The organism is Lentzea xerophila, from assembly GCF_051094245.1.
In the GTDB taxonomy this organism is placed as follows: Bacteria; Actinomycetota; Actinomycetes; order Mycobacteriales; family Pseudonocardiaceae; genus Lentzea; species Lentzea xerophila.
This window is the reverse complement of the sequence record NZ_CP194934.1, coordinates 8,986,255-9,007,756: the sequence shown is the minus strand read 5'-3', so window position 1 is coordinate 9,007,756 and position 21,502 is coordinate 8,986,255. Positions and strand designations below refer to the sequence as shown.

Genomic DNA, 21,502 nt, shown 5'->3' with positions numbered 1-21,502 from the left:
GGGGCCGGCCGCTGGGCACACGCGCATGGGCGTGAACTTCATGTGACCGGAGTGTGAGTGGTGTCGGGCAAAGTAGTCATCAGCCGGTCGACGAGAGTGACAACGAGGATCTGGGGGGTGTCACGATCGGCGAACTCCAGCCGGGCCGCCCCTCCCCAGTGGGTCGGTCCGGAGGGAAACCGGTCATGGGGGGACCGGACAGTCCCCTGCTGTCTGGTGGTGGGCCCGCGGCTTCGGCTGCGGGCCCTTTTTCTTGCCCCGGAAACGACTCGTGGGTGGCCCCGCGCAACGGCGAGACCACCCACGAAGACGTCAAACAGGCCCTAGTCGGGCTGGATCCAGGCGAACTGGATGCGCTGCTGACCGTGCTTGCGGGTCACCAGCGTGCCCCGGCCGGGAGGCTGCGGCGACGGCTTCAGGTTGCCGATGATGTTGCCCTCCTCCTTCGAGCCGGAACCGACGAAGATCGGCGCCGCGATCTCCTTCAGCTTGCCGATGATCGGGTCGTACATCGCGCGGGACGCGCCACCCATGCGGCGGACCACGACGACGTGCAGACCGACGTCCTTCGCCTGCGGGAGGAACTCGGCCAGCGGCTGCATCGGGTTCTGGCCGCCCTGCGGTGCCACCAGGTCGTAGTCGTCGACGACGACGAACACCTCCGGGCCCTTCCACCAGGACCGGTTCTTGAGCTGTTCCTGCGTGACGTCCGGGCCGGGCATGCGGCCGGCCAGCGACCCCCTGACCTCCTGGACGTTCTGCGTGAACTGGGTGCCCGACACCGCGTAGCTGAGCAGGTGGTCGGTGTCGATGAACCCGAGCATCGTGCGGCGGTAGTCCGCGAGCAGGATCAACGCCTCGGACGAGGTGTAGCTCTGCATGATGCCGCGGACGATCGTGCGCAGGATGTTCGTCTTGCCGGCCTCGCCGTCGGCCAGCGCCACGAAGTGCGGGTCCGCGTCGAAGTCCAGGTAGACGGGCGCGAGCTCGTCCTCGTTGACACCGACCGGGACCAGGTGGCCGCGGTTGGGGTTGTGTTGCTGGACCTGTGCCATGAACTGCGCGTGGTCGAGCAGGTCGGGCAGCATCCGGACCTGCGGGGCCCGCGGGCCCTGCCAGGCCTGGTTCAGCTTCATGCTGAGGTCCTGGACACCCTGGGAGACCGTGCTCGGGTCCTGCGAGGTGTCGATGCGCGGCAGACCGGTGAGGAGGTGCAGCTTGTCGGCGGTCAGACCGCGGCCGGGACGGCCGGGTGGCACGTTGACCGCGACCTTGCGGTCGATCTCGGACTCGCTCGGGTCACCGAGGCGCAGCTCGAACCGGGTGCCGAGGAGGTCCTTCATCGCGGGCCGGATCTCCGCCCACCGGTTCGCGGCGACGATCACGTGCACGCCGTAGGACAGACCCTGGGCGGCCAGCGCCTGGATCTGCGGCTCGACCATCTCGAACTCCTGGCGGAAGTTCATCCAGCCGTCGACGATCAGGAACGCGTCACCGAAGGCATCGTCGTTGATCTCACCGCGGCGCCTGCGGTTGCGGAACTCGGCCATCGAGTCGATGCGCTGGTCGCGCCACCGGAGCTCGCGCTCGGTGATCAGCGTCTGGAGCTCGGCCACCATGCGGCGGACCTTGTCGACGTCCAGACGGCCGGCGAAGCCACCGACGTGCGGCAGGTCCTCCATCGCGGCGAGCGTGCCACCACCGAGGTCGATGCAGTAGAACTGCGCCTCCTGCGGAGTGTGCGTGAGCGCCGTCGACGCGATGATCGTCCTGAGCAGCATCGACTTGCCCGACTGCGGGCCACCGACGACCGCGCCGTGGCCGGCGGCGCCGGAGAAGTCCGCCCACAGCAGGTCGCGGCGCTGCTCGAACGGCTTGTCGACCACGCCGACCGGGATCTGCAGCGTGCCGTTGGCCGGGTAGCCCGGCGACGTGAGACCGCGGTCCGGCGTCACGTCGAGCGGCGGCAGCATCGTGTCCATCGTCGGCGGCTCGTTCAGCGGCGGCAGCCACACCTCGTGCGCGGGCGGGCCCTGGCCGACGAGGCGCTCGACGATCAGTTCGAGCTGGGTCGGCTCGTTGGCGTCTTCCTTCTTCGGCGCCTCGACCTTGACCGGCTCGATCGGCCGCTCCGGCTCCTTCGGGATCTCGATGAAGTCCGGCACGAAGAACCGCGGGCGCTTGTCGCTGCGCACGGCCACCGACTCGCCGACGGACTGCAGGCCCGACGGCCGGTAGGTGCCCGAGACGTAGAGCGCCTTGAACCTCGTCAGCGGCATGCCCTGCACGCTCAGGTAACCCGAGCCCGGGATCGGCGGCAGCTCGTAGGCGTCCGGCACACCGATCGCGGCGCGGGACTCGGCCGCGTTGAAGGTCTTCAGACCGATCCGGTACGAGAGGAACGTGTCCAGACCACGCAGCTTGCCCTCCTCGAGCCGCTGCGACGCGAGGAGCATGTGCATCTGCAGCGACCGGCCGACACGGCCGATCTGGAGGAAGATGTCGATGAAGTCCGGCTTCGCCGTCAGCATCTCGGAGAACTCGTCGATGCAGATGAACAGCGCGGGCAGCGGGTCGAGCTGGGCGCCGTTCTCGCGGGCCTTCTCGTAGTCCCAGACGTTCTTGTAGTTGCCCTTCGCCAGTTCCTCCTGGCGGCGCGACACCTCACCGGCGATGGCGTCCTTCATGCGGTCGACCAGGCTGAGGTCGCCCGCGAGGTTCGTGATCGTCGCGGCGACGTGCGGTGCCTTGTCCAGGCCGAGGAACGTCGCACCACCCTTGAAGTCGACGAGGATCATGTTGAGCGCCGTCGACGAGTGCGAGGCCAGCAGGCCGAGCACCAGGGTGCGGAGGAACTCCGACTTACCGGAACCGGTCGCGCCGATGCACAGGCCGTGCGGGCCCATGCCGTCCTCGGCGGCTTCCTTGATGTCGAGCTCGACAGCCTGGCCGTGCTCGCCGATGCCGAACGGGATGCGGTAGCGGTCGCGCTTGGGCCGCGGCCGCCACGCCTGCTGCACGTCGAACGTGATCGGGTCGCCGGGGATGCCCATGAACTCGAGCAGCGGCGGGTTGTTGGTCATGGCCAACGGGTCCTCGCCGCTGTCGCCACCGGCCTCACCGGCGGCGCCCATGCGGTACGGCGACAGCCTGCGGGCCAGCGCCTCCGCCTCCACGACGGACAGGCGGTCCGGCGCGCCGAACCACTCGACACCGCTCGCGGAACGGGCTCCGAGCTGGTTGTTCTCGACGACGAGACGCAGACCGCGCCGTGCCGTCAGGTTGCCCAGGCACTCGGACAGGTCCAGCAGCGTGACGCCGACCAGACCCTCCTCCAGGATGATCATCTCTTCGCGGCTGATGTCGCCGTCGTCGATGACGATCACGATGTGCGGCTGGTCGGGCGGCGGCGGGGCGTTGCGGGTGAACCGCTGCCGGTCGCGCAGGTTCTCGTCCAGCATCGCCTCGATCTCGGCGAGCGAGTTCGCCATCATGCGGCGCTGGCCGATGCCGTCGATGTCGGTGGGGTGCTGCGCGTGCGGCAGCCACTTCGCCCACTCCCACAGCTGCTTGGTGCGGCCCGCGCTGACGACCGCGATCAGCAGGTCGTCCGGGGCGTGGAACGTGACGAGCTGGGCGATGAGGGCACGCGCGAGGTCGCGGCGGTCCTCGATCTCACCGAGCAGGCCGACCGCGGCGAAACCGCGCAGTGCGATGGAGATCGGCAGGTCGGGCACGAGCGAGTGGGCGCGCACGAACCGGCGCAGCGCCAGCGTCGCGATCGGCTCCAGCTCCTCGACGGGACCGGTCTGCGGCGGCACCAGGCGGGTGGCGAGGCGCTGCGAACCCCGGCCGGCGCGCAGGTGGCAGAAGTCCGGGTCGTTCTGCCGACGCTCCCACATGCGGCGGGTGGTGGCGAGCGACCACAGCATCTGCGGGTCCGGGTGCACCCACTCGCGCTCGGCGCGCTGCTCGTCGGCGGCCTCACGGGCGCGGTCGCGCATCTGGCCGAGGTACCGCAGGTAGTCCTTGCGGTCCTCGTTCATCTCGGCGTTCTTCTGACCCTTGCCCGAGCCCATGCCGCTCGCCATCATGCCGATGGTCGAGATCATCATCATGCCCGGCATGATCATGGCCGCGGGCGACCGCGGCATGAACACGAACATCATGGCCATCATGCCGACGGACGCGACGATCATGACGACGGGCATCGCCTTCATCATGATGTTGCCGGGGATGATCCGGGGGACCTCGGGTGGCGGCTCGAGGTGGACCTCACCGCCCGGAGGCCGGGGAGCAGCAAGGCGTGCCGTTCGCTTGAACTGCAGCGTGCTCAACTGACAGGCACCTCTTCGACTCTTGTTACGCCACCAGTAGCAACCGACACTATTGCGCATCCGCGCGCGTCACGAAGGTGGGTCGGAAAAAAACCCAGTCCAACGTGTTCTGCGAACCGCACGTGCAAGAGGCGTCGGTGCGGCCATACTAGGGCCGCTCGGCCACCGCCCAGGTGGACCAATAGGGTCGGGCCGTTGATTTGTAAGCGCTGATCTGACTTAGGGGGCCCTGGTGGCGACCGGTACGACGGTGTTCAGCCGTGTCACGGTGGTGGCACCTCGAACGCGTATCGACGTTGCGCTGCCCGCCGACGTGGCGGTGGCCGATCTCCTGCCGATGCTGCTCGACATGGCGAGAGAGGCCACTCCGGACGGTGGCGTCCGGCACGGTGGCTGGTGCCTCGCCAAGCTCGGCGACAGCCCGCTCGACCCGGCGCGCACGCTGGCTTCGCTCGGCGTCGTCGACGGCGAGCTGCTGCAGTTGCGGCGCCGCAACGAGAACCCACCGCCGCCGTTGTACGACGACGTCGTCGACGCGATCGCGGAGTCCGATCCGGACTCGTTCCGGCCGTGGACGAAGGAGACGGCGCAGAAGTTCGGCCACGTCGCCGGCGCGCTCGCACTGATCGCCGCCGCGGTGGCGCTCTTCCTGTCCGGCCCGGTGACGCAGGGCGGTTCCGGCAGCGGGCTCGCCGCCGCGATCGCCGGTGGTGTCGCCGCGATCGCCGCGCTGGCCGCGGGCGCGACCATCTCGCGTGCGTACGGGGCGGCGTCGACAGGTGTGCTGATCGCCGCGTGCGGTTCGCTGCCGATGGCGTTCGTCGCGGGCTACCACGCGGTGCCGGGTGTCGGCTTCAACCCGAAGATGCTGCTCGCCTCGGCGCTGCTGATGATCTTCGCGTGGGGCGGCATCCTGCTGATCGGCCAGGGCATCACGGTGTTCATCGCCGCGGCGACCGGCGGCACGCTGGTGGCGCTCGCGTTCCTCGTGGCGACGTTCGTCGAGCACCCGCTGGCCGGTGTGGCCGCCGCGACCGGTGCCGTGGCGCTCGCCGCGCTGTCGATGCTGCCGCGGCTCACGCTGCAGCTCGCCAAGATCCCGCCGCCCGTCGTGCCGACGAACGCCGAGGACCTCAAGGAGGACAGCGGCTTCCCGGAGTACGCGGTCATCGAGCGCCGCACCGCCGTGGCGCACGAGTACCTCACCGGCATGATCATCGGCACCGGCACGGTCGCGGCGCTGGCCGCCATCGTCGCCGCGGGCAACGCGGGTGACTCGGTGTGGGGCCCGATCTACGGCGTCGTCGTCGCGATCGTGCTGATGATGCGGGGCCGGGCGTACGCGAACGGCGCGCAGGCCGTGGCACTGCTGTCCACCGGCATGTTCGCCAGCGTCGGCATCCTGCTCGGCTGGCTGGTCACGTCGACGTCGTTCGACCGCATCGCGTTCGTCTTCGGCACACTGATCGTGCTGGGCGCGCTCGCACTGGTGCTCGGGGTGATCTTCCCCGGCCAGAAGTTCTCGCCGCCGCTGCGCCGGACCGTCGACATCATCGAGGCGATCCTGATCGCCGCCGTGCTGCCGCTGGCACTGGCGGTCATGGACATGTACGCGGTGTTCCGAGGTCTGATCCAGCTATGAGGACCGGCATCAGGCGCACCACGGCGGCAGCGACCGCCGGACTGCTTCTGCTGACGGGGTCGCTTCCGCAGGCCTCCGCTCAGCCGGCCTCGTCCGCACCGAGTTCGGCCCGGCCTAACTCGGTGCCGCCGGACCTGCCGCCCGGCACCCCGCCGCCGGAGGACAAGGGCATTCCGGACGTGAAGTACGAACGCACCTCCAAGGGGTGCGTGGAGTCCGACACCAAGAGCGAACTGATCGAGTACATGCCGTGGGGCCAGGTCTACCTGAACCTGGAGCAGGCACACAGGTTCGCGACCGGCAAGAACATCAAGATCGCGATCATCGACACCGGCGTCGACCCGAGCAACCCGCGCTTCGGCAACAGGGTCCAGGGCGCCGGCGAGTACGTCGACAACAGCGGTGGCAAGAACGGCACCGACGACTGCGACGGCCACGGCACCGAGGTCGCGGGCGTCGCCGCGGCGGCCAAGACCGAGGGCGACTTCGTCGGTGCCGCACCGGAGGCGACGATCCTCGCGATCCGCCAGACCAGCGACCGCTACGAGTTCAAGGGCGACGCCAACAACGAGAAGCGCTCGTCGGCCGGCAAGGTCGCCACCCTGGCGCAGGCCATCGTGCGCGCGGCGAACGCGGGCGCCAAGGTCATCAACATCTCGCTGACGAACTGCAGCGCCCCCAAGGGCTTCAGCGCGGACGACCAGAAGCTGCAGGCCGCGATCAGGTGGGCCGTGGACACCAAGGACGCCGTGATCGTCACGGCGGCCGGCAACCTCAGCGACCAGGGAACCGGTTGCCCCGCCCAGAACAACAACCTGGACCCGGCCAACGTCAACGCGGTCTCGTCACCGGCGTGGTTCGCCGACGACGTGCTGTCCGTGGCCTCGATCGCCCGCTCCGGCGACGTCTCGTCGTTCAGCGTCTGGGGCCCGTGGGTCAGCATCGCCGCACCGGGCGAGGAGATCATCTCCGTCGACCCCAAGGGCAAGGGCCTGACGAACGCGAACGTCACCGCGCAGGGCGTGCAGGACATCAAGGGCACGAGCTTCGCGTCCCCGTACGTGGCGGGAATCACAGCGCTGGTGCGCGAGAGGTTCCCGGAACTCAAGGCACGTCAGGTGATGGACCGCCTCAAGGCCACGGCCCTGCACCCCGGTGGCGTGACCGGCAAGGACAACAAGGTCGGCTTCGGCATGATCAACCCGGTCGCCGCGCTGACCGCGGTGCTGCCCGCCGAGTCGGCCGGTTTCTCCGAGGAGGAGCCGAGGGAGATCAACACCTCGGTCACCCCGCCGCCGGGGCTGGACTGGCCGCCGATCATCGTGGCGCTGAGCGGGATCGGTGTCGGCGGTGCGCTGCTGATGCTGACGCTGCTCGTCCGCAACTCGATCAACCGCAGACGCGAGAAGACCGCTTAGGACTCGAAGAACGAGCGCCCCGCCGGATCTCCGGCGGGGCGCTCGTCGTTGCGGGACAGGAGTTCTACTCCTCGCCGATCGTCTTCGGCGCTGCCTTCTTGGGCTTGCCGAGCAGCTCGTCGATCGAGCCGGTGAGCCGCTGCTTCGGCTTGTGCTCCTTGTCGCCACCCTGCTGGCCGCCCATGGGACCCATCATCGGCGCCATGCCCATCATCCCGCCGCCGGAAACGCCTCCAGAACGGCCACCAGCGGCCGCGGCGGCCGGGGCAGCCGCAGCACCCTTCTCCGCCGGCGGAACCTGCTCAGCGACACCGGTGGCGCCGCCGAACTGCATCGGCTGCTCGGCCGCGGCGGGCGCACCCACCGAACCGACTCCGCCGGCGCCCACGCCGCCACCGACCGCGCCACCGCCACCGCCCCCGCCGGACGGGGCGCCCGTGCCCGCGGCGGCCGTGACCGAGGCCTTGGCCGGTTCCGGCACCTTGGTCTCCGGCTTGGCGGGTGCCGCGTAGGTCCAGTCCTGCTCGGGGTACTTGTGCTCCATCCGCACGGCACCGAAGCCACCGGCGTCACCGGACATCCCGTCGCACAGCTTGAGGAACGCCTCCAGCACCTGCCGCGCGGACTCGTGCAGCTCGCGGACCGGGTGCTTGAGCTCCTCGATGTGCTTGACCGCGCGCTGGTCGCCGTCCAAGGGCAGCGCCGCCGTCCCGGACACCGAGTCGGCGGCGTCGGCGAGCACGTGCGCCATGTCCTGCACGATGTCGCGCACGCCGTCCGCGGTCTCCTCCAGCGCGTCCGCCATGGCGTTCATCGCGTCGGACATGTCTCCGCCCGCGAGCCCCACCTTGCGCATGTGGTCGAGGAACGCGTCGGCGTCCTTGCCCTCCCACCGCGCGTCGACCCCGCCCAGCGGCGCGCCGACGTGCTTGGTGACCGCCTCGGTCACCTTCGCCGCCTTGCGCCAGCGCTCGGCTTCCTCGCGCAGGTCGTTCCAGTCGCCCACGAGCGGGTCGAAGAAGTCGTGCACGAGGTCCACGACACCGAGCTTGCGACTCACCCGCGAGAGGTAGTCGAGCTCGGGACCGACCTCGGCCGCGATCTGCCTGCCGTCCTTGGCCACCACAGCTCTCCCCCTACCGCCGGTCGGCCTTCTTGATGGCCTGGACGCTCTCCTCGTCGTCGTGCCCGTACTGCTCCGCGACGGCGTGCAGGCCCCTGGCGGCCGCGTCGAGCGTGTCGCAGGCGCGGGCGAGCTGCGAGTTGAGCAGCTCGGCCGCACGCGCGTAACCCTGGGCCGTACCAACGGTCCGGCCGATCTCGCCGAACGACTGCGGGCGCAGCGGGGACACCTTCATGGCGTCCCGCACCCGCCTCAGATCGTCCGTCGTCCCGTCGATGCGGTCGGCATAGGACTCCAACCACTCGGCATCGACGCTGATGCGACCAGCCACAACGATCCCCCAAACAACTCCGGGTGCCAGGTGTGGCGACCACAATCGCCACCACGTCTTTCGGCGCTCAGCAGGGCACCTCGCAGCGCCGACCCCCGCCCCCCATATGCCCGATATGAGGGGCGGGGGTCGGCGCTGCGATGCACCCGTCTGAACGGCGAAGGGCGCGGCGGCGGTTAGTGGCCGCCACACCTGTCCTATTCGACGGTGATGCACCCGGCCCGGTTCCGCTACTTCTGGACGGCCTGCGGATCCTTGATGGTGCCCTTGGGCGCCGGGATCGAGTCGTAGCTGCGGTTCGCCTCGTTCTTGTTGAGCTGCGGTCCCATCGGCAGCAGGCTCAGGATCTGGTTCGGTGCCGGCGGGAACGTCCCGTCGAGACCCAGCGCCGCCGCGGTGCCGGCGTCCGGGACGCCGTAGCGGACGCCGCGGCCCGTGACGACCTGCACCGGACCGGTCCCGAAGTCACCCTTGCCCTGGCTCGCCCGCACGACGGCGGCCTTGCCCGGCAGCATCATGAACTCGTCGATGATCTCGCCGGCCGCGCCGGCCGCGTTCAGCTCGACCGGGGTCATCTCCTTGGGGCCGGGCAGCTTGGAGCCGATCGTGACCGAGGTGTGCTCGGCCTTGTTCTGCTCCGTGTGGTTCTCGGCCTTCCAGCCCAGGCACACCACGGTGTTGTTCGGGTTCGCCTCGAGCGTGGTGGGGATCTTGTCCGGGTACGAGCCGAGGTCGAGCTGCTCGGACGGGTCCCGGTGGTTCGACACCGCGTTCGGCGAGAGCAGGATCGCCTTCTGGTTGTTCGAGTACGACCAGCGCAGCAGGTCGCCGACCGTCTGGTCGACCTCCTGGAAGCCGTCCTTGAGCGCCACCATGAACGTCGCGGTGCCGGTCAGGTTCACCTCGACGACCTCGCCGATGTTCACCCTCGTCTCGGTGACGTAGGTCGCCTGCTTGCCCTGGTCGGTGATGACCGGCGCGATCAGCGGGGCGACCTCGGGGATCGCGGTCAGCATGGCCGTGCTGATCGCCCGCGGCTGCTTGCCCTTGAGCCTCAGGGCGTTCATCACCTTGTCGTTCTTGAGATCCACCTCGGCGCGGACCGTCGACGAGGAGATGTCGCGCAGGTCACTCGGCTTCTTGTAGATCAGGTAGGCCTTCTTGTCGCCGGTGCGCTGCTGCACCAGGATCGCCTCTTCGCCCAGTTCGGCGTTGCCGCCGCTCACGCCCGCGATCACGGAGGTCTTGATCTGGTTCTCCGCCGCCTGGTTCTCGCGGAACTCGTCCAGGTCGAGCGTGTCGCAGACGGACCACTGCGCGTCGATGCGCAGGCTCGGGTTCGGCAGCACGTCCGGCGCGTCCGGCAGACCGGTGAGCCGGCCGCGCGGCAGGCTCGCCAAAGCCTTCTCGCTCACCAGCTTCGGGGTGCCGCCGGCCGCCTCCTGCGGGCCGGCGCTCGCCATGCCCGCCGGCGCGTCGCCGCCGCCCTGCCCCTGCTGCTGGTCAGGGTTCTTGCGCGAGTACCAGAGCAGCCGGGCCGACGCCAGGTTCGTCATCGGGATCAGCCGCCGCGGCGAGCTGTCGACGACGTAGACCTGGCCGGTCTCCTTGCTGATGGCGATCTGCGTCTGGTCGTCCAGCCGCGGTGCGGGGCTGAAGAGACCGACGATGAGGAAGCCCAGGAGGCCGACGACACCGAGGACCACACCCACCGCTGTCGCGCGCGAGTGGTTGCGCATCGGGTCGTGCAGCATGACCGCGTCTCTGCGAACGAGCGCGGACTGCATCCGTCGCAGGACGAATTTGTAGGCCTGGACCTGTGACTTGGTGGTGGGTGTTGATGCCATTCTCGGCTCGCTGCTCTCCCAGTCGCGGTACGGTTCGGCAGGATAGCCGGACGCAGGTTGCTCCGTGGGCCGGTTCGCCAAGCCCACCGACCATCGAGGGGAAAGAGACCACAACGGATGTCCGTGACCACTCCACATCCGCCCCGGCCCAACCCAGGGATGGCACGGCCGCAGGGACCTGGCGGTCCTGGCCAGCAGGCACCAGCGCCTCCGCGTCCGGTCGGGCGTGTCCGTCGCAGAGCCGCGGGCGTGAGCCTCGGCTCGTTGCCCGTCTCGAACGTAGTCACGATCGAGGTCGGTCTCGCCATCGCCCTCCTCGTGCTGACGCTCATGGGCGTGCAGACCGACGGCGGCGCGCTGAACGTCGTCTCGGTCTCGATCGCCGGCGGTGTGCTCCTCATCGCACTGATCCTGGCCTTCACCCGTTCGCGTGGTCGCTGGCTGACCCAGTGGATCGGCGTCCGGCTGCGCTACAACTTCCGGTCGCACGCCCGCACCGCGAAGCGCCAGGACCCGCAGGAGTCCAAGCCCGGTGACGACGAGATGCAGGTGCTCGGCCCGGAGGACCCGCGCGTCGCGTTGCTGCGCCTCGCGATCCCGGACCTGGTGATCGCGAAGGGCGCCGACCACGAACGCCGTCCGCTCGCGCTGTCGTGGCACGACGGCGTGTGGACCGCGGTGCTGCTCGTCGACCCGACCCCGCCGCTGATCTCCGCGGTCGGCTCGGCGCCGTCGCTGCCCCTGGGAGCGCTCACACCGTGCCTGGAGGACCGCGGCGTCGTGCTGGACGCGATCACCGTGATCTGGCACTGCTACCCCGGCAGCGCGGCTCTCCCGCCGAGCTCGCCGGCCATCAGCTCGTACATGGAGGTGCTCGGCCCGCTGCCCGCGGCGGCCCGGCGCACCACGTGGATCACGGTCCGGCTCGACCCGCGCCGCTGTGGCGAGGCGATCCGGGAGCGCGGCGGCGGCGTCGTCGGCGCGCACCGCGCGTTGATCGGCGCGTTGTCACGTGTCCGCAGCGCTTTGGAGTCCGCCGGCGTGACGATCCGCCCGCTCGACTCGGACGAGCTGCTGCGCGCGGCGATCTCGTCGGCCGAGCTGACCGCCGCCGTCGGCGGCACGAACCCCGTGTCGCTGCGCGAGAAGTGGAAGGGCGTCACCGCGGGTGGCGTCGGGCACGCGAGCTACGCGATCACCGGCTGGCCGTCGAAGGGCCTCAAGGGCAACCTGAACGCGCTGACCGGTGTGCGCGCTCTCTCGTCGACGCTCGCGATGTCGATCTCACCGTCGCGTGAGGACGGCCAGGTCTCGCTGCGCGGCCTGGTGCGGGTGAGCGCCCGCACGCCGAGCGAGCTCGACCGCGCCGACGACCAGTTGTCGAAGCTGAGCGACAAGCTCGACATCACGCTGACCCCGTTGCGGGGCATGCAGCTCGCCGGCCTCGCCGCGACGCTGCCGCTGGGAGGTGTGGCATGAGCTCGTCCCGTCTGCTCGACTCGCGCGGCCGAGGCGCGGTGGCACCGGAGTTCCTGGTGTCGCCGAACATGCTCGACCTGGTCAGCCCCAGTGGTGACCGCGGCGGCATGATGCTGGGCCAGGGCACCAAGGGCGAACCGCTGAGCGTGTCCGTCCTGCGCCCGACCCCGACCCGCATGGTGGTCGTCGGCGGCCTGTACCTGGCCCGCCAGATCGCGTTGCGCGCCATGGCGACCGGAGCGTGGATCATCATCGCGACCGGACGCCCCCAGGCGTGGCAGCCGGTCGTGCGCGCCGCCGGGCAGGGCCCTGACGGCCGTCCGTCTCAACTGGTGCAGCTACGCCGCCTGTCCCCGGCGGACCTCCCGCGCCCGACGGAGGACATGCCGCTGCTGGTGATCCACGACGGCGGCCACGTCCCGCAGGAGCTGTTCCCGCCGCGCGCCCCGTGGCAGACCACGATGTACGTGCTGCCGTACCTGCACCCGCAGGCCTCGTCGACGGCGAACAACGCGGACCTCGTGCTGCTGCAGCGCCTCCCGATGGGCCAGGCGCAGCTCGCCGGCCAGATGTGGCGCCTGCGCCCGCAGATGTTCCAGCAGCTGACCCAGCTCAAGGACGACCAGGTCATCGCGATGGGCCAGGACATGTGGGCGCACCTGCGCCTCTACACGACCCCGGCCGAACAGCAGATCCTCGGAGCAGTCCGCCGAGGCGACTGATTTTTCGGCCGCTGGCGCGGCGGCTGTGTTTGTTGGCCGCTGGCGCGGCGGCGAGTTCGTCTCAAGTCGGTCGTCCGGTTGCCCCTTCGGGCCTAATCGCCTTCGGCGGTTGACCTGAAGGGGCAGCCGGACGACCGACACGAACTCGCGAACTCGCGCCCGGCTGCCTTGTCCGGTGCCTTGTCCGGCGTCTCTCCCTGCCTCTGTCGTCTTCGCCTCGAACGAGTTCGTCGTTCGGGGCGCAATTGTTTTGTAAAGAGATCAGCGGAACCAACTAATTCACATCGCGGTCAAATCTGTGGATTCGCCATTCGAAGGCAATTTCGTGGACCTTCTTGTGCGTAATCAGTCCGCGCCACTAAGAAAACTCTCACTGCACAACCCTGCGACGAGGGAGCTTGCTGCTATGGGAGAATCGTGGGCCAGACGAGCGGCTGGAATCGGGCTGGTGGCGGGCACTGCGCTCGTCCTGTCGTCCGTCTCCGCCACCGCTGCGCCCGAGGGGGAGATTCGGAACCTCGGTGCGTCCAACGCGGTCAAGGACAACTACATCGTCGTGCTGAAGGACGTGAGCACGGCCAGTGTGGAGAACCTCAGCGCTAAGTACGGCGCGAAGGTGAAGCACTCATACAAGTCCGCTTTGCGCGGTTTCTCCGCGCAGATGTCCGAATCCCAGGCCAAGCTCCTGGCAGCAGATCCGGCCGTCGCCTACGTCGAGCAGGACGGCGAGGTCCGCATCTCGGACACGCAGGCGCCGACCCCGTCCTGGGGCCTCGACCGCATCGACCAGCGCGCGCTTCCCCTGGACAACAGCTACACCTACCCGAACCGGGGCGCGGGCGTCACCGCGTACATCATCGACACCGGCATCCGCATCTCCCACACCGACTTCGGCGGCCGCGCCGTCCACGGCCGTGACACCGTGGACAACGACAACGATGCCACCGACTGCAACGGCCACGGAACCCACGTCGCGGGCACCGTGGGCGGCACGAAGCACGGCGTCGCCAAGGACGTGAAGCTGGTCGGCGTCCGAGTCCTGAACTGCTCCGGCTCCGGTACCTTCGCGGGCGTCATCGCCGGCATCGACTGGGTCACCGAGCAGGTCACCAACACCCCGGCCAACAAGCCCGCGGTGGCCAACATGTCCCTCGGCGGCGGCGCCAACCAGACCGTCGACGACGCCGTGAAGCGCTCCATCGCCGCAGGCGTCACCTACGGCCTCGCAGCCGGCAACGACAGCGGCGGCAACGCCTGCAACACCTCCCCGGCCCGCACCCCGGAAGCCATCACCGTCGGCTCCACGGACCGCACCGACGCCCGCTCGTCGTTCTCGAACCTGGGCAGCTGCCTCGACATCTTCGCCCCCGGCCGCGACATCACCTCGTCCTGGCACACCAACGACGAGGCCACCAACACCATCAGCGGCACCTCGATGGCCACCCCGCACGTCGTCGGCGCCGCGGCGGTCTACCTCGGCTCGTCCCCGACGGCGACCCCACAGCAGGTCCGTGACGCCCTGGTCGAGAACTCCACCAGCGACGTCGTCACCAACCCCGGCACCGGCTCCCCGAACAAGCTCCTCCACATCACCGGCACCGCCCCCGGCAACCCGCCCGGCCAGTGCCCCGCGGCCACGAACGACACCGACACGGCCATCCCGGACGCCTCCTCGGTGACCTCCGACATCACCATCGCCGACTGCAACGGCAAGGCGAGCGCCACGGGCTCCGTGAAGGTCGCCATCAAGCACACCTACCGAGGCGACCTGGAACTGGCCCTGATCGCCCCCTCGGGCGCCGTGAAGCTCCTGAAGGTCTCCAGCGGCAACGACGGCGCGGACGACATCAACGCCACCTACGCCGTGAACGTCTCCGCTGAGGACGCCAACGGCACCTGGCAGCTGCGGGTCCGCGACATCTACCGCCAGGACACGGGCCACATCGACTCGTGGACGCTCGACATCTAGGACACGCCCCCGCGCACCACCCCTCGGAGCCCCCGGCACTCGCTGGGGGCTCCTCCCTTTGCGCCCCACACGCCCGTGCGTCAACGCTCCAAAGTACGAACCCGCCGAGTCATCTCAGCCCGAGCCGCCAGCTCGGCATCCCCGGGAAAGTCCACCCGGACGAGGCACAACCCATGCGCCGGAGCCACGGCAACCCCGCTGGCCCGCCCAGAAAGCGCCAGCAGTGACGAAGGCCACTCCACCGGCTTCCGACCCTCCCCGACAGCCAGCAACGCCCCGATGAGCGACCGGACCATCGAGTGGCAGAACGCATCGGCGGACACGAACGCCGTGACGACCCCGTCGGCAGCCGACCGCACCAGCTCCAGCCGCTGCAGCTCCCGGATGGTCGTGGCCCCTTCACGCCGCTTGCAGAACGCGCAGAAGTCGTGCTCCCCCAGCAGCAACTCGGCCGCGGCGTTCATGGCGCCGACGTCCAGCGGCCGGGGCCAGGCCAGGGTGTCCAAGCGCCGCAACGGATGTGCGCCGAACGCGGCGTCCGAGACCCGGTACTCGTAGTGTCGCCGCAACGCCGAGAACCGGGCGTCGAACGCTTCGGGCACCACCCGAGCGCCGAACACCCGGACGTCCGAAGGCAACGCCCGAGCCAGCCGCTTCGGCAGCCCGCCAACATCAACGGCGGCCGGCAGGTCGGCGTGAGCGACCTGGCCCGAGGCGTGCACCCCGGCGTCAGTCCGGCCGGCGACGGTCAGCACGACGTCCTCGCGCAGCACCATCGACAGCGTGTCCTCGAGGACCCCGCACACGGTCCGGCGGGACGGCTGGCGGGCCCAGCCGGAGAACTCGGTCCCGTCGTACCCCAGGTCGAACCGCACACGAACGAGCCCGCCGTCCCCAGGGGGAACGACGGGCTCGTCAGCAGGAGAACCGCTCAGGACTGGTCCTTCTTGTCCTTGGCCTCTTCCGCCTCGACGTCCTCGGCCGACGGCTCGCCGTCAACCTCGACAGCGCCCTCGGCGGGCTCGTCGGCGGCGTCCTTGGTCGCGGACTCGGGCGCCTCGGCGTCCTGGTCGACGACGGCGGTCTCGGCCGGCTTCTCGTCCTTCGCGAACTTGGTCTTGCGCGCAGCCTCGGCCTCGGTGGAGACGAGCTTCTGCTGCACCAGCTCGATGATGGCCATGGGGGCGTTGTCGCCCTTGCGCGCCAGCGTCTTGGTGATGCGGGTGTAGCCACCGGAACGGTCGCTGAAGAACGGACCGATCTCGGCGATCAGCTTGTGCACGACGTCCTTGTCGCGGATCAGCTTCATGATCTCGCGACGGTTGTGCAGGTCGCCGGCCTTGGCCTTGGAGATGATCTTCTCGGCGTACGGACGCAGCCGCTTCGCCTTGGCCTCAGTGGTCTTGATCCGGCCGTGCTGGAACAGCGCCGTCGCCAGGTTGGCGAGCAGCAGCCGCTCGTGCGCCGGAGACCCACCGAGCCGGGGGCCCTTGGTAGGGGTGGGCATCGCTTGCTCCTGTAGTTACTAAAAGAGATCCTCTAGCTCTGAATCAGAGCGTCAGAGCTGCTCGGTCTCCGCGTAGTCCTGGCCGTCGTCGTGCGGGTCCAGGCCGGTACCGGCGCCCCAGCCCGTGTCACCGGGGTGGTAGTCGGCAGCGGCCGCGGACGGGTCGAACCCAGGAGGCGAGTCCTTCAGGGCGAGGCCGAGGCCGACGAGCTTCATCTTGACCTCGTCGATCGACTTCGCACCGAAGTTGCGGATGTCCAGCAGGTCCGCCTCGCTGCGCGACACGAGCTCGCCGACGGTGTGGATGCCTTCCCGCTTCAAGCAGTTGTAGGAACGGACCGTGAGGTCCAGATCCTCAATAGGCATCGCGAACGCGGCGATGGTGTCAGCCTCGGCCGGCGACGGGCCGATCTCGATGCCCTCGGCGTCGATGTTCAGCTCGCGAGCGAGGCCGAACAGCTCAACCAGGGTCTTACCCGCGGAGGCAACAGCGTCCCTCGGAGTGATCGAGGGCTTGCTCTCCACGTCGAGGATCAGCTTGTCGAAGTCCGTACGCTGCTCGACACGAGTGGCCTCGACCTTGTACGTCACCTTGAGAACCGGCGAGTAGATCGAGTCGACGGGGATGCGGCCGATCTCGGCGCCCGCCTGCTTGTTCTGGACAGCCGGGACGTAGCCGCGACCGCGCTCGACGACGAGCTCGATCTCCAGCTTGCCCTTGCCGTTCAGGGTGGCGATGTGCAGGTCGGGGTTGTGCACGGTGACACCGGCCGGAGGCACGATGTCGCCCGCGGTCACCACACCGGGGCCCTGCTTGCGCAGGTACATGGTCACCGGCTCGTCCTCCTCGGACGAGACGACGAGCTCCTTGAGGTTCAGGATGACGTCGGTGACGTCCTCCTTCACCCCGGGAACCGTGGTGAACTCGTGCAGCACGCCGTCGATGCGGATGCTCGTGACAGCAGCACCGGGGATCGACGAGAGCAGCGTGCGGCGGATCGAGTTGCCGAGCGTGTAGCCGAAGCCCGGCTCCAGCGGTTCGATGACGAACCGGGAACGGGTCTCGGAGACCGCTTCCTCGGCGAGCGAGGGGCGCTGGGAAATCAGCACTGGGTTCTTCCTTTCAGCAACGACGCCCGCTATTTGACGCCGTCAACAACAGCCAGCCACGAGGACCGGCAAACGCACTCGGCACACCCTTCGCGCCGATGCGGGACCCGACCCGAGCGCCAGTCCCCAGAGTGATCGAACACTGTGGACTGACGCTCGGAGAGGATCACTTCGAGTAGAGCTCGACGATGAGCTGCTCGGTGACAGGCGTGTCGATCTGCGCGCGCTCGGGCAGCTGGTGCACGAGGATGCGCAGGTTCGACGGAACGACCTGCAGCCAAGCGGGAATCGGGCGGTCACCGAAGGACGCGCGAGCAGCCTCGAAGGGCAGCGTCGGCATGGACTTCGGCTTCACGTCGATGATGTCGAACTTCGACACCTGGTAGCTCGGGATGTTCACCTTCTGGCCGTTGACCAGGAAGTGGCCGTGCGCGACCAGCTGGCGAGCCTGGCGACGCGTGCGGGCGAGGCCCGCGCGGTACACCACGTTGTCGAGGCGGGCCTCGAGGATCTGGAGCAGGTTCTCACCGGTCTTGCCCGGACGACGAACCGCTTCCTTGTAGTAGCGGACGAACTGCTTCTCGAGAACGCCGTAGGTGTACCGAGCCTTCTGCTTCTCCTGGAGCTGCAGCAGGTACTCGGACTCCTTGACCCGGCCACGGCCGTGCTGGCCGGGCGGATACGGACGGCGCTCGAACGCCTGGTCCCCACCAACGAGGTCGACCTTCAGGCGGCGCGAGATACGCGTCGCGGGTCCCGTGTAACGAGCCATTAGTTCTTACTCCTCCCCGTGCCTCAGACCCGGCGCCGCTTGGGCGGGCGGCAGCCGTTGTGGGGCTGCGGGGTCACGTCCTGGATGGTGCCGACCTCGAGACCGGCGGCCTGCAGCGAACGGATCGCGGTCTCACGGCCGGAGCCGGGACCCTTCACGAACACGTCCACCTTGCGCATGCCGTGCTCGGCGGCCTTGCGGGCGGCGTTCTCGGCAGCCATCTGCGCCGCGAACGGCGTGGACTTGCGCGAGCCCTTGAAGCCCACGTGGCCGGCGGACGCCCAGCTGATCACGTTGCCCAGCGGGTCCGTGATGGACACGATGGTGTTGTTGAACGTGCTCTTGATGTGCGCCTGGCCGTGCGAGACGTTCTTCTTTTCCTTGCGCCGGATCTTCTTGACCCCGGCGCCCGTGCGGGACTTGGGTGGCAAAACGAACTCCTAAGTTGAGGGCAGCAGACGCGAGGTCTTACTTCTTGCCGGCCTTCTTCTTGCCGGCCACGGTCTTCTTCGGACCCTTGCGGGTACGGGCGTTCGTCTTCGTGCGCTGCCCACGAACGGGCAGGCCGCGACGGTGCCGAAGACCCTCGTAGCAGCCGATCTCCATCTTGCGACGGATGTCGGCCGCGACCTCACGGCGAAGGTCACCCTCGACCTTGTAGTTCGTCTCGATGTGGTCCCGCAGCTTGGCGAGGTCGTCGTCCGTCAGATCCTTCACCCGGAGGTCCGGGGAGATCTCCGTGGCGGTGAGCAGCTCCTTGGAGCGCGTACGACCGATGCCGAAGATGTAGGTGAGCGCGATCTCCATCCGCTTTTCGCGGGGGAGGTCGACGCCAGCGAGTCGTGCCATGTGGCGGTTAACTCCTGTCGATTACTTCCAGGTCTGCTCCTCGCCCAATTCCGGTGACTGACTCGCTGTGTGTCGTTCCGGCTGCTCTCACAGCCGGTGTCCCGGCCCCGGCCTGGAATCCGGGGGTGTCCGCACGCTTGAAGCCCTGCGTGCGGCAGGTGCGAGGAGTTTCTCGTTACTGCGTCATCGACGATCTCGACGAGCGCGAGTGGAACTGCTCAGCCCTGGCGCTGCTTGTGGCGCAGGTTCTCGCAGATCACCATGACCCGGCCGTGACGGCGGATCACCTTGCACTTGTCGCAGATCTTCTTGACGCTCGGCTGAACCTTCACGCCTGAGATCTCCTGCTACTGGAGGTCACTTGTAGCGGTAGACGATGCGCCCGCGGGACAGGTCGTAGGGCGAGAGCTCCACGACAACCCGGTCCTCAGGGAGGATGCGGATGTAGTGCTGTCGCATCTTGCCGCTGATGTGCGCGAGTACCTTGTGACCGTTCTCCAACTCGACCCTGAACATCGCGTTGGGGAGCGGCTCGACTACGCGGCCCTCGACCTCAATGGCCCCGTCCTTCTTGCCCATGTCCTCCGCGTTTCGTGACGGTGATATTAACCTTTGGACGCGCGCCTACCCGGTTCGATCTCACCTGCGAGGGCATGACAGAACCGGCGCGACTGATGCGCCACCTGACCAGTGTACGCAGTTCACTCCGGCAACCCAAATCGGGTCCGGTCAGGGCCGCCATCCGGCCGTACGGCCCGCTCCAGCACCGGCCGGAGCTTGGCGATGCCGCTGATCCCGGACTCGTGCGTGCCGAGCACGGACCGGAGCGTGCGCAGGCGCTGCGCCGCGGTCCGGACGCCGTACCCGCTCTCGTCAGAACACCTCTGAGCTGCGTTGTTGAGCGCGGGATCGCCTGTTCCGATGCCGTAGCTCGCCAGGCTCGGGTCCCCCGGCCCGCGCTGGGTGAAGCCGGCGCGGTCGAGGCAGTGCAGCAGCATCGCACCGGTGGCCCGCGTCTCCGCGGCCTCCGGGCCCGACCGCAGCCGGACCTCCCACTCGCGCACGACCGTGTCGTGCAGCGCCGTGATGCGGCTCACGGCGTCGATGTACTCCTGCGAGGCGGCGGACCGTGCCGTGCCGCCACAGCCGCCGTCGACGGGAGGCGGTGGACTGACGAAGTTCGGACGGTGGACGTTGACGTCGGAGAACGGCGGCTCGCACTGCTCGACCGCCGCGATGGTGCCGGCGAGGAAGAGCCGGTCGGCGATCCTGTCCGGCGGGACGTCCTGGTAGGTGAGGTCGGTGGCCGGCTTGGCAGCAGCGCAGCCTGAGGCGGAGATCAGAAGGGCGGACAGGACGAAACGGGAGATCCGCACAATGCCCCCAAGCATTGGACTCGTTCGTCACCCCGACCGTATCGGCGGTGACAAACGAAATAACCCCGCCCACCGCGAGGGTGAACGGGGTCGGTCCGCTGCCTGGGAGCTCAGTCCTCCTCGGGTGCGGTGAGCACCCAGGGACCGTCCTCGGTGATCGCGACGCTGTGCTCCCAGTGCGCGGCACGCGTGCCGTCGAGCGTGATGACGGTCCAGCCGTCCTCGAGCTCCTGGGAGTCGTCCGTGCCGAGCGTCAGCATCGGCTCGATCGCGATGGCCATGCCGACCTTGAGCTTCGGCCCCTTGCCCGGCTTGCCGTAGTTCGGCAGGAACGGCTCCATGTGCATCTTGGAACCGATGCCGTGGCCGCCGTAGTCCGCGACGATCCCGTACTCGATGCCGTCGCGCTCGCCGGAGGCGATGGCCGAGGACTCGATGGCGAACGAGATGTCCGTGAGCCGCCCACCCGGCACCGCGGCCTCGATGCCCGCGAGCATCGACAGCCGGGTCGCCTCGGACAGCTTGTGGTCCGCGGGCGAGAGCTCACCGACGCCGACCGTGACGGCGGAGTCGCCGTGCCAGTCGTCGAGGATGGCGCCACAGTCGATGGAGATCAGGTCGCCCTCGGCCAGCACCTGCTTGGGGCTGGGGATGCCGTGGACGATCTGGTCGTTCACCGACGCGCAGATGCTCGCCGGGAAGCCGTGGTAACCCTTGAACGACGGGATGGCGCCGGCGTCGCGGATGGTCTGCTCGGCGATCTCGTCGAGCTCCCCCGTGGACACACCGGGCTTCACCGCGTCGACGACGTTGCGCAACGCGCGGGCCACGACCAGACCGGAGGCGCGCATGGCCTCCAGCTCACCGCGGGTCTTGATCTCGATCTTGCTCATGCGTTCACCGAATGAATCAACTGGGCGGGTTCACGAAGCGCTGGGACGCAGCGCCCGAACCCGCGAGGGGCCGGAGGGTCGTCCCCCCGACGAATACCGCGGGCTCCGGCGAAGCCGGCCGAAGGCC

19 protein-coding genes are annotated in these 21,502 nt (G+C 69.0%); 5 read left to right on the top strand and 14 right to left on the bottom strand.

What is annotated here, in order from left to right:
• Window positions 1-323: 323 nt before the first annotated feature.
• Complete coding sequence (gene eccCa, locus ACRSBM_RS43540; protein ID WP_434452844.1) at window positions 324-4,337, bottom strand: type VII secretion protein EccCa; 4,014 nt, start codon at window positions 4,335-4,337, stop codon at window positions 324-326.
• Window positions 4,338-4,569: 232 nt separating this feature from the next.
• Between eccCa and eccD the strand changes: the two genes are divergently transcribed.
• Window positions 4,570-5,979 (top strand): type VII secretion integral membrane protein EccD, encoded by a 1,410-nt coding sequence (gene eccD / locus ACRSBM_RS43535; protein ID WP_434452841.1) that lies wholly within the window; start codon window positions 4,570-4,572, stop codon window positions 5,977-5,979.
• The gene (gene mycP, locus ACRSBM_RS43530) at window positions 5,976-7,397 is read left to right on the top strand and encodes a type VII secretion-associated serine protease mycosin (protein WP_434452839.1); all 1,422 of its coding nucleotides are present in this window, start codon (window positions 5,976-5,978) and stop codon (window positions 7,395-7,397) included. The genes eccD and mycP overlap by 4 nt, the downstream gene beginning before the upstream one ends.
• A gap of 64 nt (window positions 7,398-7,461) precedes the next feature.
• Here mycP and ACRSBM_RS43525 read toward each other — a convergent pair whose 3' ends face one another.
• The 3 genes from ACRSBM_RS43525 to eccB form a co-directional block, all read right to left on the bottom strand.
• Window positions 7,462-8,520 (bottom strand): WXG100 family type VII secretion target, encoded by a 1,059-nt coding sequence (locus tag ACRSBM_RS43525; protein WP_434452837.1) that lies wholly within the window; start codon window positions 8,518-8,520, stop codon window positions 7,462-7,464.
• Window positions 8,521-8,533: 13 nt separating this feature from the next.
• Window positions 8,534-8,851: a type VII secretion target gene (locus ACRSBM_RS43520; protein ID WP_434452835.1), complete on the bottom strand. Its 318-nt coding sequence runs from the start codon at window positions 8,849-8,851 to the stop codon at window positions 8,534-8,536.
• A gap of 230 nt (window positions 8,852-9,081) precedes the next feature.
• Window positions 9,082-10,698 (bottom strand): type VII secretion protein EccB, encoded by a 1,617-nt coding sequence (eccB, locus tag ACRSBM_RS43515; RefSeq protein ID WP_434452833.1) that lies wholly within the window; start codon window positions 10,696-10,698, stop codon window positions 9,082-9,084.
• A 159-nt stretch (window positions 10,699-10,857) separates the two neighbouring features.
• Between eccB and eccE the strand changes: the two genes are divergently transcribed.
• The 3 genes from eccE to ACRSBM_RS43500 all read left to right on the top strand — a co-directional run bounded on the left by eccE (window position 10,858) and on the right by ACRSBM_RS43500 (window position 14,868).
• Window positions 10,858-12,177, top strand: a complete 1,320-nt coding sequence (gene eccE, locus ACRSBM_RS43510; protein ID WP_434453495.1) for a type VII secretion protein EccE — start codon at window positions 10,858-10,860, stop codon at window positions 12,175-12,177.
• Complete coding sequence (locus ACRSBM_RS43505) at window positions 12,174-12,899, top strand: hypothetical protein (protein ID WP_330856972.1); 726 nt, start codon at window positions 12,174-12,176, stop codon at window positions 12,897-12,899. The genes eccE and ACRSBM_RS43505 overlap by 4 nt, the downstream gene beginning before the upstream one ends.
• 406 nt (window positions 12,900-13,305) lie before the next feature.
• Window positions 13,306-14,868, top strand: a complete 1,563-nt coding sequence (locus ACRSBM_RS43500; RefSeq protein ID WP_434452831.1) for a S8 family serine peptidase — start codon at window positions 13,306-13,308, stop codon at window positions 14,866-14,868.
• Window positions 14,869-14,948: 80 nt separating this feature from the next.
• Here the strand turns inward: ACRSBM_RS43500 and truA are convergent, their stop codons facing one another.
• The 10 genes from truA to map all read right to left on the bottom strand — a co-directional run bounded on the left by truA (window position 14,949) and on the right by map (window position 21,375).
• Window positions 14,949-15,743: a tRNA pseudouridine(38-40) synthase TruA gene (gene truA / locus ACRSBM_RS43495; protein WP_434452829.1), complete on the bottom strand. Its 795-nt coding sequence runs from the start codon at window positions 15,741-15,743 to the stop codon at window positions 14,949-14,951.
• Window positions 15,744-15,799: 56 nt separating this feature from the next.
• Window positions 15,800-16,375, bottom strand: a complete 576-nt coding sequence (rplQ, locus tag ACRSBM_RS43490) for a 50S ribosomal protein L17 (RefSeq protein WP_434452827.1) — start codon at window positions 16,373-16,375, stop codon at window positions 15,800-15,802.
• A 51-nt stretch (window positions 16,376-16,426) separates the two neighbouring features.
• Entirely contained in the window at window positions 16,427-17,485 is a 1,059-nt protein-coding gene (locus ACRSBM_RS43485; RefSeq protein WP_030478322.1) for a DNA-directed RNA polymerase subunit alpha, read from the bottom strand.
• A gap of 166 nt (window positions 17,486-17,651) precedes the next feature.
• On the bottom strand, window positions 17,652-18,257 hold the full coding sequence (rpsD, locus tag ACRSBM_RS43480; protein ID WP_053733133.1) for a 30S ribosomal protein S4: 606 nt from the start codon (window positions 18,255-18,257) through the stop codon (window positions 17,652-17,654).
• 23 nt (window positions 18,258-18,280) lie between these two features.
• Window positions 18,281-18,688, bottom strand: a complete 408-nt coding sequence (rpsK, locus tag ACRSBM_RS43475) for a 30S ribosomal protein S11 (RefSeq protein WP_030478320.1) — start codon at window positions 18,686-18,688, stop codon at window positions 18,281-18,283.
• 37 nt (window positions 18,689-18,725) lie between these two features.
• A complete protein-coding gene (rpsM, locus tag ACRSBM_RS43470) occupies window positions 18,726-19,106 on the bottom strand; it encodes a 30S ribosomal protein S13 (protein ID WP_030478319.1) in 381 nt (126 codons plus the stop codon).
• A 218-nt stretch (window positions 19,107-19,324) separates the two neighbouring features.
• Complete coding sequence (gene rpmJ / locus ACRSBM_RS43465; protein ID WP_010148647.1) at window positions 19,325-19,438, bottom strand: 50S ribosomal protein L36; 114 nt, start codon at window positions 19,436-19,438, stop codon at window positions 19,325-19,327.
• Window positions 19,439-19,463: 25 nt separating this feature from the next.
• Window positions 19,464-19,685, bottom strand: a complete 222-nt coding sequence (gene infA / locus ACRSBM_RS43460) for a translation initiation factor IF-1 (protein WP_005166804.1) — start codon at window positions 19,683-19,685, stop codon at window positions 19,464-19,466.
• Window positions 19,686-19,807: 122 nt separating this feature from the next.
• Complete coding sequence (locus ACRSBM_RS43455; protein WP_434452823.1) at window positions 19,808-20,497, bottom strand: hypothetical protein; 690 nt, start codon at window positions 20,495-20,497, stop codon at window positions 19,808-19,810.
• 95 nt (window positions 20,498-20,592) lie between these two features.
• On the bottom strand, window positions 20,593-21,375 hold the full coding sequence (gene map / locus ACRSBM_RS43450) for a type I methionyl aminopeptidase (RefSeq protein ID WP_434452821.1): 783 nt from the start codon (window positions 21,373-21,375) through the stop codon (window positions 20,593-20,595).
• Window positions 21,376-21,502 lie beyond the last annotated feature (127 nt).